Origin of the sequence: Escherichia sp. MOD1-EC6162 (assembly GCF_002965125.1) — a bacterium.
Classification (GTDB): domain Bacteria; phylum Pseudomonadota; class Gammaproteobacteria; order Enterobacterales; family Enterobacteriaceae; genus Escherichia; species Escherichia marmotae.
Genome location: NZ_PTSB01000049.1, coordinates 1 through 17,134, shown reverse-complemented (window position 1 = coordinate 17,134; position 17,134 = coordinate 1). Strand labels below are relative to the sequence as shown.

The following is a 17,134-nucleotide window of genomic DNA, read 5'->3' as shown; positions in this document are numbered from 1 at the left end:
CCATCCCGCCGAGCATACAGGCCTCGGAAGAACCAATGGTGTTGGTGCCAACGGCCTGACCGTTTTTCGGCGCAGGCGCGTGCCACAGATCAGCAACCATGTTTACGCAACGCAGGTCAATTGCTGCAGATTGCGGGTATTCTTCTTTGTCGATCCAGTTTTTATTTATCGACAAATCCATCAATTTATGGACATTTTCATCGTCCCAGGTCTGGCAGAAAGTCGCCAGATTCTGACGGGCGTTACCGTCGAGAAATAATTCATCATTGATAATCTGGAATGCGATGTCATCGCGTATTTCATGCAGCGGAAAACGTTTCGATTCCGCGATAGTGGAAATTGCCTTTGCGCCAAAACGTGAATCTAGTAGTTCTGAGCGGAAATCCGTTAACAACTTCTGGTCCATTTCGAACTCCTTAAATTTATTTGAAGGCAATAAAAAAGTAGGATTTATCTGTAATAGACGCAAGGAGTTGCCGGTGTAATTTAAATAACAAAATCCTAAGAGTGAAATAACGTTATTTATATAATCAGTTATCGCTAATAATATTATATTTATAGCTTATTAAAACAAATGTATATTTTGGCATTTCTTTATTAATTTTTATTTTAATTACAAAAAAGTTGGTGACCTTCTGCATTATTACACAGGTAGCCGCTACTCTTATTCGTAACAACAATGACATATCCTGATTTCTCAACAGATTACATGACTATTCCGAAAGTGAAGAATGACGGGAAACAACATATATAATATTCTCTTTGAATATTAGTGAGTTATATTTTTTCTCCATTAATAAACGTGATCTACCGCACGCTTTGTCGCCCACCAGGCGGAACGAATGACTACCCTTAAAGGAAAGCCCGATAATTAGCGACGAATTTCGGAGGTCGGATCCTTATGCTCAATCAGAAAATTCAAACCCCTAATCCAGACGAACTGACGATCGAAGTCGATCTCTGTTATGAGCTGGATCCGTATGAATTAAAACTGGATGAGATGCTCGAGGCAGAGCCAGAACCCGAAATGATTGAGGGATTGCCTGCCTCTGACGCGCTAACGCCTGCTGACCGCTATCTCGAACTGTTCGAACATGTTCAGTCGGCAAAAATTTTCCCCGACAGTAAAACCTTTCCCGATTGTGCGCCGAAAATGGACCCGCTGGATATATTAATCCGCTACCGTAAGGTTCGCCGCCACCGTGATTTTGACTTGCGCCGATTCGTTGAAAATCACTTCTGGTTACCGGAAGTCTACTCCAGCGAGTATGTATCGGACCCACAAAACTCACTAAAAGAGCATATCGACCAGCTATGGCCAGTGTTAACCCGCGAACCGCAAGATCACATCCCGTGGTCTTCTCTGCTGGCGCTGCCGCAGTCGTACATTGTCCCCGGAGGCCGTTTTAGCGAAACCTACTACTGGGATTCCTATTTCACCATGCTGGGGCTGGCGGAAAGCGGACGCGAAGATTTACTGAAATGCATGGCCGATAACTTCGCCTGGATGATCGAAAACTACGGCCACATCCCCAACGGCAACCGCACCTACTATTTGAGCCGCTCACAGCCACCGGTTTTCGCTCTGATGGTGGAGCTGTTTGAAGAAGATGGGGTACGCGGCGCACGCCGTTATCTTGATCATCTGAAAATGGAATATGCCTTCTGGATGGACGGTGCAGAATCGCTGATCCCCAATCAGGCCTATCGCCATGTCGTTAGGATGTCGGACGGTTCGCTGCTTAACCGCTACTGGGATGACCGTGACACACCGCGCGACGAATCCTGGCTTGAGGACGTAGAAACCGCAAAACATTCCGGTCGCCCCCCCAACGAAGTGTATCGCGATTTACGTGCGGGCGCGGCTTCTGGCTGGGATTACTCCTCCCGCTGGCTGCGTGACGCGGGTCGTCTGGCGAGTATTCGCACCACCCAGTTCATCCCCATCGACCTGAACGCTTTCCTGTTTAAACTGGAGAGTACCATCGCCAACATCTCGGCGCTGAAAGGTGATAGAGAGACAGAAGCGCTGTTTCGCCAAAAAGCCAGCGCCCGCCGCGATGCGGTAAACCGTTATCTCTGGGATGATGAAAACGGAATCTACCGCGATTACGACTGGCGGCGCGAACAACAGGCTCTCTTTTCCGCTGCGGCCATCGTGCCGTTATATGTCGGCATGGCAAACCACGAACAGGCCGATCGTCTGGCAAATGCCGTGCGAAGCCGTTTACTGACACCTGGCGGGATTCTGGCAAGCGAGTATGAAACCGGTGAGCAGTGGGATAAACCCAACGGCTGGGCACCGTTACAATGGATGGCGATTCAGGGATTTAAAATGTACGGAGATGACCATCTGGGTGATGAGATCGCTCGTAGCTGGCTGAAGACGGTAAATCAGTTCTACCAGGAACACCACAAACTGATCGAGAAATACCATATTGCCGATGGTATCTCCCGCGAAGGCGGCGGCGGTGAATATCCGTTACAGGACGGGTTTGGCTGGACCAACGGTGTGGCACGCCGTTTAATTGGTTTATACGGCGAACCGTAATATTTTTTACAGCCAGCCGCTAATATCCTGCTGGCTGTAAAATTATCCTCTTCAGGAGGAGATATTTAACATCATTGCCGCCTGGGTTCGGTTTTTCACTTCCAGACGTCGATAAAGCGATTCCAGATGCGCCTTTACCGTTCCGGTGCTGATATTTAACGCCCGGCCAATCTCTTTATTCGATTCGCCTGCCGCCAGCATGGTTAAAATTTCCCGCTGGCGGGCGCTTAATGATGCGAGATCTTTCGACTCTTTTTCCGGCGCTGTTCGCCAGTCGCCGGGCAGAAACATCATGCCCATCACCGCACTGTTTACCGCCAATACGAACGTCTCAACGGTTGAATCACGCGGCACAATGGCCATCACATTAAAGTGGATAACCTCCTGCAACCATCGTTTGTTGCAATCCGTCGCCGTGATTAACACTTTAATATCAGGAAATTGCACCACGGTTTTTTGCAATAACCACTGGCAAAATTCACCGTCTTGATCGCCATCCAACATCACTAAGGCTTCGGGATAGCTTTCAAGTCTTTGCCATAGCTCATCTGCCTGACTGACGCCCTGAATACCTACCCCTGGAATACGCTGTTGTAAACTGATTTTCATTCCATGAATAAATATTGACTGCCTGTCAAACATGATTATTTGCATTACTGAATCTCCACCTGAATACGTTAAAAAGACTTAAGTAGTGGAAGGGTATTACCCGAGAGACAAAATAAGAATTCGCCATTTGGCGGTGGCCATTCTACAGAGATGAAACGTAGAAAATAGTTACCGATATAAATAGTTACAGCTAAATGCCCGAAATTACATGTCGAGGGCACTATTTAAAAAATTCTTAAGGAATTCCTTATATTTTGCACCGCATTCAGGCAAGTAAAGTAGATTTATCGCTCGTTTTAATAACGTCTACGGTTAAAGAAAATGATTAGATTGCGCACTAATCCGCAATACGCTGTTTGTGCATTTTATGAAATGAGTCAAAATTATGACCTTCTGCTGGTTATTTCTCTATTCAGGGAACGCTAATCCACCCTTTATTCTCTAAAATATCCTCACTTTCTGCGTTGCACCGTTGTGAAATCATGCATTAGATGTTAGAAAAAACAATAAATAATGCGATATGCGCGTTACTGTTTCGCTGTGAACAACAATCGGTCAAAGAAATGGATAAAATTCACGCAATGCAGTTGTTCATCAAAGTCGCGGAGCTGGAAAGTTTTTCCCGCGCGGCAGATTTCTTTGCTCTGCCGAAAGGTAGCGTCTCGCGTCAAATCCAGGCACTGGAAAACCAGCTTGGCACCCAGCTCCTCCAGCGTACCACGCGGCGGGTACAACTGACGCCGGATGGTATGACCTATTATCAACGGGCGAAAGATGTGTTGAGTAATCTCAACGAACTGGACGGCCTGTTTTTGCAGGATACCACCAGCATCAGCGGTAAATTGCGCGTCGATATCCCGGTCGGAATGGCGAAAAATTTGTTGCTGCCGCGGTTACCCGATTTTCTGTATCAGTATCCGGGTATTGAACTCGAATTAAGCAGCAGCGACCGTCAGGTAGATATTCTTCATGATGGCTTTGATTGTGTGGTTCGCACAGATACGTTACCCGACGATGGACTCATCACCCGTCCACTCGGCAAACTGACGATGGTCAACTGTGCCAGTCCGCACTATCTGACGCGCTTTGGTTATCCGCAAAATCCCGACGATCTGACTTCACACGCGGTAGTGCATTACACGCCACATCTGGGCGTGCACCCATTGGGTTTTGAGGTTGCCAGTGGTCATGGCGTCCAGTGGTTTAAGTCCGGCGGCATGTTGACGGTAAACAGTAGCGAAACCTATCTCGCCGCCGGTCTGGCGGGGCTGGGGATTATTCAGATCCCCCGCATCGCCGTGCGCGAAGCCCTGCGCGCCGGACGGCTTATTGAAGTGTTGCCCAGCTATCGCGCCGCTCCACTCTCCATTTCCCTGGTTTACCCTCAGCGTCGGGAGCTTTCCCGCCGTGTAAACCTGTTTATGCAGTGGGTTGCAGGCGTAATGAAAGAGCACCTGGACTGACCGACTATACTTTTTAAGACAGACAACGACTGAAGGACTAAAGAGCGGATGACGCAGGAAAACGAGATCAAACGTCCCACCCAGGATCTGGAGCATGAGCCGATTAAGCATCTGGATAATAGCGATAAAGGCGGCAAAGTCAGCCAGGTGCTGGAAACTGTCACCACCACCGCCGAAAAAGTCCAACGCCAACCGATCATCGCGCACCTGATTCGCGCGACTGAACGCTTTAACGATCGACTGGGTAATCAGTTTGGCGCAGCGATCACCTATTTCTCGTTTTTGTCGATGATCCCGATTTTGATGGTGTCGTTTGCCGCTGGGGGTTTTGTGCTGGCTTCGCATCCGATGCTGTTACAGGATATCTTCGACAAAATTCTGCAAAACATCAGCGATCCAACGCTTGCCGCCACGTTGAAAAACACCATCAACACCGCTGTTCAGCAGCGTACTACCGTAGGTCTTGTTGGCCTGGCGGTGGCACTTTATTCCGGCATCAACTGGATGGGCAATTTACGTGAAGCAATTCGCGCCCAGTCGCGTGATGTCTGGGAACGTTCGCCGCAAGATCAAGAAAAATTCTGGGTTAAATATCTGCGTGATTTTATTTCGCTGATTGGTTTGTTGATTGCGCTGATTGTGACGCTCTCAATCACCTCCGTTGCCGGTTCTGCGCAGCAAATGATTATTAGCGCATTACACCTTAATAGCATTGAGTGGCTGAAACCGACGTGGCGATTGATTGGCCTGGCGATTTCCATCTTCGCCAACTATCTGCTTTTCTTCTGGATCTTCTGGCGGCTGCCGCGTCACCGCCCACGGAAAAAGGCGCTAATTCGCGGGACATTCATCGCAGCTATTGGTTTTGAAGTGATTAAAATTGTGATGACCTACACCCTGCCATCGCTGATGAAATCCCCCTCCGGCGCAGCCTTTGGTTCCGTGCTGGGGCTGATGGCATTTTTCTACTTCTTCGCCCGTCTGACGCTGTTTTGCGCGGCGTGGATTGCCACCGCCGAGTACAAAGATGACCCGCGAATGCCGGGTAAAACACAACATTAAAATATGCCGGATGCGGCGCAAACGCTTTATCCGGCCTACGAATTTATTCGGTCTGGCTCCCCCTGGCCGGGTAAGATGCTCCAGCATCGCATCCGGCTATAACGCGCACATAACCTCCTGAAACTCTTCCCCCTGCGCCTTTTCAGTATCGCTTCAGGAGCAAACAATTTCATGCCAACTCATAAGCTCAGCATATAAATCCAGTTGGTAACTTTTATTTAACCTAAAACCAGTTTTATCGACTATTTATGAAATTATGTGAAGCATTTCATAGAAGAAAAATCACCAGCCTAAACATTATCCCCTTTTTGCCTGGTTTTTAGTCGTTTTCGTGGTTTGTTACACATTGAAATATCACTTTTGCTGTGCGTAATATGGCTATTCGTTAGACAAAAAATAAGAAAAAATTATGCAAGCAACAGCCACAACACTCGACAACGAGCAAGAATACACGCCGATCAACTCGCGTAATAAAGTCCTTGTCGCCTCCCTCATTGGCACGGCCATTGAGTTTTTCGACTTCTACATTTACGCCACTGCGGCCGTTATTGTATTCCCGCATATCTTCTTCCCGCAGGGCGATCCGGCGGCGGCGACACTACAGTCGCTCGCGACCTTCGCTATCGCTTTCGTCGCGCGCCCCATCGGCTCTGCCGTGTTTGGTCATTTTGGCGATCGCGTTGGGCGTAAAGCGACGCTGGTCGCCTCTTTGCTAACGATGGGAATTTCGACGGTGGTCATCGGCCTGCTGCCTGGCTACGCAACGATTGGTATTTTCGCCCCGCTGCTGCTGGCGCTGGCTCGATTTGGTCAGGGCCTGGGATTAGGCGGTGAATGGGGCGGCGCAGCGCTGCTGGCGACCGAAAATGCGCCGCCGCGTAAACGTGCGCTGTATGGCTCCTTCCCGCAGTTGGGCGCACCGATTGGCTTCTTCTTTGCCAACGGCACTTTCCTGCTGCTTTCCTGGCTGCTAACCGACGAGCAGTTTATGAGCTGGGGCTGGCGCGTGCCGTTTATCTTCTCGGCGGTGCTGGTGATTATCGGCCTGTATGTTCGCGTGTCGCTGCATGAGTCGCCGGTGTTTGAGAAAGTCGCTAAAGCGAAAAAGCAGGTGAAGATCCCGCTGGGTACGCTGCTGACCAAACACGTACGCGTTACGGTACTCGGCACCTTTATCATGCTGGCGACCTATACGCTGTTTTACATCATGACCGTCTATTCAATGACCTTCAGTACCGCCGCCGCGCCAGTCGGGCTTGGCCTGCCGCGCAATGAAGTGCTGTGGATGCTGATGATGGCAGTAATCGGTTTTGGCGTGATGGTGCCGGTAGCCGGATTGCTGGCTGATGCCTTTGGTCGTCGTAAAAGCATGGTAATCATCACCACACTGATCATCCTGTTCGCACTGTTCGCCTTTAACCCACTGCTCGGTTCTGGCAACCCGATTCTGGTTTTTGCCTTCCTGCTGCTGGGGTTAAGTCTGATGGGGCTGACCTTCGGGCCAATGGGCGCGCTGTTGCCAGAGCTGTTCCCAACGGAAGTGCGTTACACCGGAGCATCATTCTCTTACAACGTATCGTCGATTCTCGGGGCTTCCGTTGCACCGTATATCGCGGCCTGGCTGCAGACTCACTACGGGTTAGGTGCGGTAGGGTTATATCTGGCGGCGATGGCCGGCTTGACGCTAATCGCTCTGCTGCTGACGCATGAGACGCGACATCAGTCGTTGTAATAAGAGTGAAAAGCCTGATGCGCTACGCTTATCAGGCCTGAATTTCCATACAATGTATTGAATTCGCAAGGATTAGTAGGCCGGATAAGGCGTTCACGCCGCATCCGGCATGAACAAAGCACACTTTGCCAACAATCTAAATCTGTTTAATTGCCGGATGCCAGACATCCGGCAATTATCATCACTTCTTCATCTGCGACAAAATCATCCGGCACTGATTAGCTTCACCTTCTGAAGGTGATATCAACGCCAGTAATGCCGCCGCAGGTGTCACCAGCGTTGCCAGTGCTGCCGCAACAGCACCACGGGCAATCAACGGCCCTGCTTTCACCCCTGCCTGCGGATTTTTGAACGTTCCGCGGACATACAGCGGCGAACGCAGCGTGATAATCCGAATACCTTTGCTCTCTGGATCGACAGTTAAATCCAGTTGCTCCGAAGCAAAACTTGCCGTGCCGGTAACATTAATCAACGCATTCTCAGTATCGAAAGCAAAAATCTGCGGACGCGCCACGCCGTTGGCAATATCCAGATTCGCCGCCGCGCAGTTCACCCGCACCTCGTCATCACCAAAAATCGCACCGACAATGTAGTTACCGACGTTCAAGCCGACAATCTCCATCAGGTTACGGCTCACCAGCCCGTCATTCATCAACAGTTTCAGGTTGCCATTACTATTTCCCAGCAGCGCCGCCACCGAGTTGCCGCTACCGCGTAGTTCAGCATCGCCGTTCATTTCACCCAGTGTTTTCTGCATCAGCGCCACATCCGGCATCAACGCTTTCAGTTTCAGCCGACGAGCCTGAATATCCGCCCGACCCTGCATCGGTTTTTTATCCCCTTCCAGATGAATGTTCGCCGCAATACTGCCGCCCGCCATGCCAAATTTCAGCGGTTGCAGGCGCAGGTCGGCGTTTTTGAGGATGATATGGGTAGAAAGATCGCTAATCGGCAGACTGCTGCCATGCTCAATGCGCCGACCTTTAAAACGGACATCGGCATCCATCGCATCCCATTTATCGGTTTCGAAGCGGTCATATGGCAGCACTTTGCCCGCAGGCTGAACATTCTTTTCGCCCTTCTTCTGTTCAGACCGTTTCGACTTTTCCGCACTTTTCCCGGAATCAACGCCAATCAACGGCCCCAGATCTGCCAGCCGTAACTGCCGCGACTCGACGTCACCTTCCAATTTTGGTCGTGGTTTGCCGGTGGTGTAGACCAGAGAACCATGAATATCGCTATCACCAATGCGCCCGTTAAAGCCGCGATAATCAAAGACCGACGATTTTTCAGTGTCGATTTTCGCTACCAGTCGGCCATCGGTTTCAAACGGCGGCGTATCGGGCAACAGAACGCCGGTCAGTTCGTAGAGATCACCCAGCGAATCGCCAGAAAATTTAAGCCGTAAATCGACGCCGCCCATTTTCATTGGGTCATTCACCACGCCATCAAAAGCGACACGGGTGTTACCGGAGCGAAAATCAGCCTGCACCGGAAACAGTGTCCCTTCACCACGCAGCGCTAGCATACCGCCAATTTTACCCGTCCCCATGAGTGGTTCGCCGTTATAGCGCCCTTGTGCTTTCAGGCCAAAAACGTAATCGCCCACCTTTTCTTGATCCGTTTTACCTTTCGATCCGGTCACTTCGCTGAACGGCAACGGCTTGCCTAACGGATCAACAAAAATCTCCAGATCCGCTTTGCTTACTTTGTCATCAATAGCGATCCGCCCTTGATCGAACAGAATATTATCCAGCCGAAACGACCACGCCGACGGTTTTGCATTCGCGTCTTTGTTGTCATCGTTGCCGAGGTTGAACGTCCAGTTGTTGTTCTTTTCAGAGAGGCGAATCAGGCGCGCATCAGGCTTTTCCAGCTTGATCCACGGCAACCAGACCGTTTTGGTCAGCAGCGCCAGCGGAGCCAGCGTCGCTTCTACGCGCGGCAAATGCACCATCGTTACTTCGGGAATATCCGGCGGGTTGCCGAGAATGATGTCTTCTGCGTGCACATGAGGCCACGGCACCCAGCTACGCCAGCCGGTTTCTTGTTTTTGCCGCTCCCACACCACGCCCAGATCGCCACGAATAGCGAAGGGGCGATTCAATTCCGCAGAGACTTTCTGGTTGATGGTCGGTTTGAGACGATTCCAGTCAAAAGTCGCAATCAAAATGATCGCCACGACGACCAACAACAAGAAAGCCCCTGAAATCGCTGCGGTTATTTTGCCTGCCTTGCTCATAGTTCGCTTCCTCATGTTCTTCCTGTGCCAGTCCTAAAGATAGTCCAGCCAGGCGAAAAATGAGGCGGCTTACAGAGCCAGCGCCACTGAATCCAGCGTTTCTATCGGCGCAGGGCGCGAAAGAAACCAGCCTTGTGCAGCGAATGCGGGAGAATTTTGCACATCGCCCCATTCTTCCTCAGTCTCGACACCTTCGACAATCACGCCGCGGCAGTAGCGGTTCATCAAATGCAAAAGCTGGGAAAAGAGCGTGCGGCCTTCCGGCGACTGGCGCAGCATCACAAACAACTCGCGAGCGATTTTGATGTAGTCATAACGCACTTCACTTAGCGCAGAAAAGTTTGCCATCCCGGTGCCAAAATCATCCAACCACAGCGGGCCAAATTCGCACATTGAGGCAAATGTTGAATCTTTCGGCAGGCGGATGTGTTCCACCAGTTCAAAGCGCAGCCAGGGAAGACGGTCAATCTGGCGTAAAATCTCCGGCCGCTGACGCAGGGCGAGAAGTGTAGGACCATCAATATTAACCGATGCCAGCAGACCGTGCTCAGCAAAGAACGCGGCTTTTTTCGCTAGTAAATCAATCTGTTCTTTCACCACATCCATCCGATGCCTGACGGTGATTTCGGCAAAATAACGATCTGGCGGCAGTCGTTGCAAAGGATTATCGGGATGCGTGACAACCGTTAAAAGCTCCACGGCCATCAATCGCCCGGAAGTCTGGTAAATCGGCTGCCAGGTGTAAGCTCGCTCACATTGCAACCAAAAACGCCGTTCCTGCAAGCTCTCGATGCTTGCTTCAGGGTTGCTTATTCGCTGGATAACCTGCCTTATCATCGAAGATGTCCTGTGTTTAAAAGTGATACTGGCCGGACTCGACAAATATTATCGGCGCGCTACGGCAGAACTTTACCGCCAGAGAGGAGTTAATTTGCCCGCGCAACGACGGAATTTCTCAGGAATACGTTCTGGCTCAAAAAAATAATGGAACAGTGTTTTAATATAGTTGACCAACAAACCACCGCAGCGCAAACTAACGCTAATTTTTTACAGATCAGGTTCACGACTATGTCCAAAAAGATTGCCGTGATTGGCGAATGCATGATTGAGCTTTCCGAGAAAGGCGCAGACGTTAAGCGCGGTTTCGGCGGCGATACCCTGAACACTTCCGTCTACATCGCTCGTCAGGTCGATCCTGCGGCATTAACCGTTCATTACGTAACGGCGCTGGGAACGGACAGTTTTAGTCAGCAGATGCTGGACGCCTGGCACGGAGAGAACGTCGATACTTCCCTGACCCAACGGATGGAAAACCGTCTGCCGGGTCTTTATTACATTGAAACCGACAGCACCGGCGAACGGACTTTCTACTACTGGCGTAACGAAGCCGCGGCCAAATTCTGGCTGGAGAGCGAGCAATCGGCGGCGATTTGTGCAGAACTGGCGAATTTTGATTATCTCTATCTGAGCGGCATTAGCCTGGCGATCTTAAGCCCCACCAGTCGCGAAAAACTGCTTTCTCTGCTGCGCGAATGCCGCGCCAATGGCGGGAAAGTAATTTTCGACAATAACTACCGTCCACGCCTGTGGGCCAGCAAAGAAGAGACGCAGCAGGTCTACCAGCAAATGCTGGAATGCACGGACATCGCTTTCCTGACGCTGGATGATGAAGATGCGCTGTGGGGTCAACAGCCGGTGGAAGACGTCATTGCGCGTACCCATAACGCGGGCGTGAAAGAAGTGGTGGTGAAACGCGGCGCAGATTCTTGCCTGGTGTCCATTGTGGGCGAAGGGTTAGTGGACGTTCCGGCGGTAAAACTGCCGAAAGAAAAAGTGATCGACACCACCGCTGCGGGCGACTCTTTCAGCGCCGGTTATTTGGCGGTACGCCTTACCGGCGGCAGTGCAGAAGAAGCGGCAAAACGCGGGCATTTGACTGCCAGCACCGTGATTCAGTATCGCGGCGCGATTATCCCGCGTGAGGCGATGCCAGCGTAAAAGCAGCATATGCAAAAGGCTGGATAAAGTGTTACTCCTCTATCCAGCTCTTCCATAAATGCCTGATGGTTGTGCTAACTCATCACCATCAGGCATTACTGTGCGGGTGGAATATCCGTCACTTCAGGATGCACATCATCTGCGGCTACAGATGTGGCGGCAGCCGCAGTAGATGGTGCCATGATTTGATCCCAGGCGGCCTGCAATCCTTTCATGTTAAATTCCGGCTCACCTTTCGGCTGCAGCAGAATTAATGCCATGTCGTTCGACAACTGCTGACGCAGATCCTGATTTAACATTTCTACCGTCAGGCTGTTAAGAAAATCCTGACGCAGTTTCTGATATTGCTCTGGCGCGATATCGACGACCTGATTTTGCAGTGAACGCATCCGCTGCCCCATCAGAATATCGGTATCAGCTCGCGCATAAGCAGCAAACAGTTTCTGTAACTCCAGTTTCTTTTGCGCAACCAGAGCGTTGAACTCTTCTTCTGGCAGGCCTTTATCACGAACTTTCGCCAGTTCACGCGCAACCAGATTCAGGTTGCTGTTCAGTTTGTCGTTTGGCGACTCGATGTTGATGGCACATTGCGCACGCTGATACAGCACACGGCAGTCAAAACCGAGGCCGATATCTTTGCTGTTATTGGCGCTTAGTGCTTGCTGAACATGCCAGAACAGCGCCTCACGGGCCAGATCAGCACGCCAGTAGCGCAGGAGCGCCGCTGACTCACGAATCGGCTGCCACGGCGTGTCCCACATAATGGATAACCGGTCCTGACGCACTGCGTCAGTCATAATGCTTACCGCTTCGGCGTGCAGCGGAGAAAGCGTCGGCACTGGTGCCGGTGTTTCACGTTTGCCTTTCAATTCGCCAAAGGTTTTGTTGATTTGGTCGACAACCGAGCGCGCATCAACATTACCCACCACCAGCAGCGTCATAGCATCTGGGGTGTACCATTTCTGGTAGAAATCTTTAATTTTCGCCGCCTCAACGGGTTGTTTCAGCGAATCAGCAGGATCGTGACCTAGCAAGGTAGATCCTTTCAAACGATAGCGCCACCAGCCTTCTTTGGTGTCGGCTGGCCAGGTTGCCACCATGTCCTGGCTTTGCAACGCATGGTTTACCGTTTCTGGCGTGATGGTCAGCTTGCCGGTCGTATTCGCCAGATAAGAGAGCGCTTCTTTCAGCAGGTCGTTACGGTTATTTGGCAAACTAAGATTAAACAGCGTGGTGTCATAAGAGACGATCACCGGCGGCATTGGACGCTTAGGGTCGATCCCCTGTTGCCACAATGAACGTGCCTGTGCTGCTTCCAGGCCACCGCTTTGCGTTAGCGCAATACGAGGAATAGCGTGGCTGTAACCGCTCTGTTGTGTACTTTCAGCGAGCGAACCGGTATTAACCAGCAGGCGAATTTCAACACGATCGCTGGGACGCTGAGGCGTGGTCAGCACTTGCCACTGTAAACCGTTGGAGAGCGTCCCCTGTTGCCATGCTGGATCAGGCTGGAGCGCATCTGCCTGCACATAGCCAGCAGTGGCCATCACCAGCAAACCGCCCGCTAAAAGTCGAATTTTTGTGCCCTGCATGTGAACCCCTGATCAACTATCCTGGTAATAAAAGACTGCCCGTTGTCGGTCAGTCTGAATGACGTTAAAAACACTTCGTGTTAGACCGCAAGAACATGAAAATGTCACGGAGGAAGTGAAATAAACCCGAACTCACCCAGGGGGTCAGTTCGGGCACAGGGGTCAATTATGCGCAAACACCCGCACTCGGGGAAGGGAGTGCGGGCATAAGTAGTGAGATTAAGAGGATAATTCGTGCGTTTTGCCATCCGGCGCACGATTATTCAGCACATCATCCAGTTTTTTGTGGTCCAGTTCTTTAACCCACTTCGCTACCACGATGGTTGCGACACCATTACCGACAAGATTAGTCAGCGCACGAGCTTCCGACATAAAGCGGTCGATGCCGAGGATCAGCGCCAGACCAGCCACCGGTAAATGACCCACGGCTGAAAGCGTCGCCGCCAGCACGATAAAGCCACTGCCCGTTACCCCTGCCGCCCCTTTGGAAGAAAGCAGCAACACAACTAACAGCGTGATTTGGTGGACGATATCCATCTCACTGTTGGTGGCCTGGGCGATAAACACCGCCGCCATCGTCAAGTATATCGATGTTCCGTCAAGATTAAACGAGTAGCCTGTTGGGATAACCAACCCCACCACCGATTTCCGGCAACCGAGTTTCTCCATCTTGTCGAGCATACGCGGCAGCGCTGACTCGGAAGAAGACGTCCCCAGAACAATCAGCAATTCTTCACGGATATAACGGATAAATTTGAAGATACTGAAACCGGTCGCTTTAGCGATTGAACCCAGTACCAGCACCACAAACAGGATACAGGTGATGTAGAAGCAGATAATGAGCTGCCCCAGTTGCACCAGTGTGCCGACGCCGTATTTACCGATAGTAAACGCCATCGCCCCAAACGCACCAATGGGTGCCAGGCGCATGATCATATTGATAATGCCGAAGATGACCTGCGAGAAACTTTCGATAACGTTAAAAATCAGTTGGCCTTTGCTACCCAAACGATGGAGCGCAAAACCAAACAGGACGGCAAACAACAGCACCTGCAGGATGTTACCGCTGGCAAATGCGCCAATAACACTCGCCGGGATGACATCCATAATGAAGGCGACAATGCCCTGATCTTTCGCCTGCGCGGCGTAAACCGCGACCGCTTTCGCATCAAGACTTGCCGGATCGACGTTCATTCCGGCACCAGGCTGCACGACGTTAACGATGATAAGACCAATAATCAGCGCGATGGTACTGACAACTTCAAAGTAAAGCAGTGCGACAGCGCCGGTACGACCGACCGCCTTCATGCTTTCCATGCCCGCAATGCCAGTTACGACAGTACAAAAGATGACGGGAGCGATGATCATCTTAATGAGCTTAACGAATCCGTCGCCAAGCGGTTTCATTTGCTCGCCTATTTCAGGATAGAAATGGCCAAGGAGAATACCAATGGCTATCGCTGTCAGGACCTGAAAGTAAAGGCTTTTAAACAGAGAGGTCTTCATAGGGTGTCCTTTAGTAAAACCACAGGTCTTGTAAGGTTATGGTGTACCTGCGGCCTTAAAATAACACCCAGACAACATCACAGAAATGTACCTGGATCATAATTGAAACAAAAAGGTTAAAAAGTTTGAGCTGGCTCGCACAAACCAGCACTTTTTAAAGTTTTGTAATCAGTTTGGGGTAGTTATTTATCTTCCAGGTAACTCTCTTCGAAGATTTCAATGGGGAGTGGCCGTGCAAAAAGGAAGCCCTGGGCAATACCCACGCCCGCTTTTGCCAGCCAGTCGCGTTGCGCTTCAGTCTCCACGCCTTCGGCAATCATTTGTAGGTTCAGACTTTGCGCCAGCATGATAATTGCGGTAATCATGCTGCTATCTTCTGGCAAGCCTTCAACGAACATTTTGTCGATTTTCAGCACGTCTATTGGCAACGATTTCATATGCTGCAACTGACGTAGCCCTGCGTAACCCATGCCGAAATCATCCAGTGCCACCTGTACTCCGGCATTTCGCAGCGGACGGAGGATCGCCACCGCCGCTTGCGGGTCATCAATACGTCGACTCTCTGTCACTTCCAGAATCAGCGTTCCCGGCTGAATGCGATAGCGGGTTAACAACTCCAGCATATCCGGCACCATATTCGGGTGCATAAGCTGTAGCGCCGAGAGGTTCACCGACAACGGCAGCATAATGCCGCGCTCTTGCCAGGCGGCAAGCAGCCGACAGGACTCCTCCAGCACCCAATGACCAACGGTAACCATCAGTCCACAGGACTCAATTCGATCGATTAGCCCATCCGGCAATTCCCAACTACCATCCGGTTGCTGGATACGCAACAACACTTCCGCACTGACTAATTTGCCACTGGTCATCTCCACCTGTGGCTGCAACCAAATAGCAAACTGATGATTTTCCAGTGCATTAAGGATATCGCTCTCTTCCGTCAGCCGCTGTTGAGCTTCTTCCATCTGCTGCGGATCATAGAACTGAATTTGATTCTTCCCTTTATGACGAGCAGTAAACGCCGCTGAAATAGCACGACCATAAAGTTGTTCGGCAGTAAGATCGCCATAGAACATCGCCACACCAATGCTACAGTGTGGACGCAGTTGAATACGTTCAATTGGCAAACGCTCGCTCATGATAGTAAGCACTTGCTGACCTAATGTGATGGCGTGCCACGGCTCCTGTACGCCGTTGGCGATAACAGCGAAGTCATAGCCGCTGACCTGTGCGAGGATCATGCGTGGCGACAGCACAGATTTGATTTTCTCCACCAGCGTCAGTAGCAGGATTTCCCGCTGCGCCTCTTTCAGCACGCCTGCGGTATCACGCAGCGTTTCACAAGTGATGATCATCAGTGCGGTGGTTTGTTTACGTGCAACCACCTGCTCCAGCATCTCCATCAGCAAGGCTTTGTTTGGCAAATCCGACACCGGGAAGCGCATCGCATTTTCGCACTGTTCTTCATAATGGCGCTGCAACAATTGCTGATTAAGGTTGTAACTGCGCACCAGCATACCGATTTCGTCGTCCTGATGCAGACGCGGCAAGGCCAGTTGATGACCAACAATCTCTTGCGGTGGAATGGCGTTTAGTTCGCGAGCAATATTACGTAAAGGATGTAATATCAGTCGGTTAATGCACCAGCTAATCGCCACCGTCAGGATGAGTGACAAAAGTAAGTAAATGGTCACTAACGTAGAGACGGTGCTCATCACGAACTTGTACATGCGGAAGGAATCTGCCTGTAACACCAGATAGGCAATCGGCTGCGGGGTGGCCGGACGCTCCAGCGAGTAGACGCCCAGCGAGATTTGTACCGGTAACTCAAACAATCGGGTGAACATCACTGGCACCGGGCGCTCTGGAATAAAACTTTTACGTAGCGCCTGGAACTGGTTAGGTAATACAACATCGGCGCGGCTGACCACACCCGCCGGTTTTATGCTGGCAAGAATAACTTCCGCCTGCGGAATATCACCTTTCAAAATGGCGGAAGATAAGGGTTCGCGGACAGAGCGAGCAATGCTTTCCAGTTGCGTAGCCGTGTTATAGCGGTTCTGCTGTACCAGATGAAACAGCAAAACAGTGCAAAAAACAAAAACGAATACCATGACAACGGCCGCCACCATTGCCATCTGCTTAATTGTTAACGAGCGACTAACGCGCAAATTGTCTCCCCCCGGAAATCCCAGATTGCCGCCCGAGTATACCCGATCGCAGCGGCATTAAGAGAGGCGCTATCTGAAAACTTACCAGTCGGCGTAAGGTATCAGCGGCTGCGGCGGTAAATCCATGTCGCCCTGCCATCCGGCGGCGGAATACCGTACATAGAGCAGGAAATGGCTGGGCGCATAATCTTTCGCCTGCTGGATATCG

12 protein-coding genes and 1 pseudogene are annotated in these 17,134 nt (G+C 51.0%); 5 read left to right on the top strand and 8 right to left on the bottom strand.

The window, feature by feature from the left end; genetic code table 11:
• Window positions 1-406: pyridoxal-dependent decarboxylase (locus tag A9587_RS23445; RefSeq protein ID WP_236942434.1), on the bottom strand; the 406-nt coding region annotated here is incomplete at its 3' end.
• A 495-nt stretch (window positions 407-901) separates the two neighbouring features.
• Between A9587_RS23445 and A9587_RS23440 the strand changes: the two genes are divergently transcribed.
• Window positions 902-2,551, top strand: a complete 1,650-nt coding sequence (locus A9587_RS23440) for an alpha,alpha-trehalase (protein ID WP_105264005.1) — start codon at window positions 902-904, stop codon at window positions 2,549-2,551.
• Window positions 2,552-2,602: 51 nt separating this feature from the next.
• Here A9587_RS23440 and A9587_RS23435 read toward each other — a convergent pair whose 3' ends face one another.
• On the bottom strand, window positions 2,603-3,205 hold the full coding sequence (locus A9587_RS23435) for a helix-turn-helix transcriptional regulator (protein ID WP_001165765.1): 603 nt from the start codon (window positions 3,203-3,205) through the stop codon (window positions 2,603-2,605).
• 518 nt (window positions 3,206-3,723) lie between these two features.
• Between A9587_RS23435 and A9587_RS23430 the strand changes: the two genes are divergently transcribed.
• The 3 genes from A9587_RS23430 (at window position 3,724) to A9587_RS23420 (ending at window position 7,417) form a co-directional block, all read left to right on the top strand.
• A complete protein-coding gene (locus A9587_RS23430) occupies window positions 3,724-4,623 on the top strand; it encodes a LysR family transcriptional regulator (RefSeq protein WP_105264007.1) in 900 nt (299 codons plus the stop codon).
• Window positions 4,624-4,671: 48 nt separating this feature from the next.
• On the top strand, window positions 4,672-5,685 hold the full coding sequence (gene yhjD, locus A9587_RS23425; protein WP_000191245.1) for an inner membrane protein YhjD: 1,014 nt from the start codon (window positions 4,672-4,674) through the stop codon (window positions 5,683-5,685).
• A gap of 409 nt (window positions 5,686-6,094) precedes the next feature.
• Entirely contained in the window at window positions 6,095-7,417 is a 1,323-nt protein-coding gene (locus A9587_RS23420; protein WP_001149022.1) for an MFS transporter, read from the top strand.
• 181 nt (window positions 7,418-7,598) lie between these two features.
• On the opposite strand, the gene A9587_RS23415 is transcribed toward A9587_RS23420, so the two are convergent.
• Both A9587_RS23415 and pdeH read right to left on the bottom strand, forming a co-directional pair.
• Window positions 7,599-9,659 carry an AsmA family protein gene (locus A9587_RS23415; protein ID WP_105264004.1) on the bottom strand — a complete coding sequence of 687 codons (2,061 nt, stop codon included), beginning with the start codon at window positions 9,657-9,659 and terminating at the stop codon, window positions 7,599-7,601.
• Window positions 9,660-9,728: 69 nt separating this feature from the next.
• A complete protein-coding gene (gene pdeH, locus A9587_RS23410) occupies window positions 9,729-10,496 on the bottom strand; it encodes a cyclic-guanylate-specific phosphodiesterase (RefSeq protein WP_000621117.1) in 768 nt (255 codons plus the stop codon).
• Between the two features lie 231 nt (window positions 10,497-10,727).
• Here pdeH and kdgK point away from each other — a divergent pair, with 231 nt between their 5' ends.
• Window positions 10,728-11,657, top strand: a complete 930-nt coding sequence (gene kdgK / locus A9587_RS23400) for a 2-dehydro-3-deoxygluconokinase (RefSeq protein ID WP_001517301.1) — start codon at window positions 10,728-10,730, stop codon at window positions 11,655-11,657.
• Between the two features lie 95 nt (window positions 11,658-11,752).
• Here kdgK and A9587_RS23395 read toward each other — a convergent pair whose 3' ends face one another.
• The 4 genes and pseudogenes from A9587_RS23395 to A9587_RS25590 all read right to left on the bottom strand — a co-directional run.
• Window positions 11,753-13,249: a M16 family metallopeptidase gene (locus A9587_RS23395; protein ID WP_038354762.1), complete on the bottom strand. Its 1,497-nt coding sequence runs from the start codon at window positions 13,247-13,249 to the stop codon at window positions 11,753-11,755.
• Window positions 13,250-13,468: 219 nt separating this feature from the next.
• A complete protein-coding gene (dctA, locus tag A9587_RS23385; RefSeq protein ID WP_000858222.1) occupies window positions 13,469-14,755 on the bottom strand; it encodes a C4-dicarboxylate transporter DctC in 1,287 nt (428 codons plus the stop codon).
• 182 nt (window positions 14,756-14,937) lie between these two features.
• Window positions 14,938-16,926, bottom strand: coding sequence for a biofilm formation regulator HmsP (hmsP, locus tag A9587_RS23375; RefSeq protein WP_105264003.1), 1,989 nt, complete (start codon window positions 16,924-16,926; stop codon window positions 14,938-14,940).
• Between the two features lie 81 nt (window positions 16,927-17,007).
• Window positions 17,008-17,134: pseudogene (locus A9587_RS25590) on the bottom strand (hypothetical protein); the annotation flags it as partial.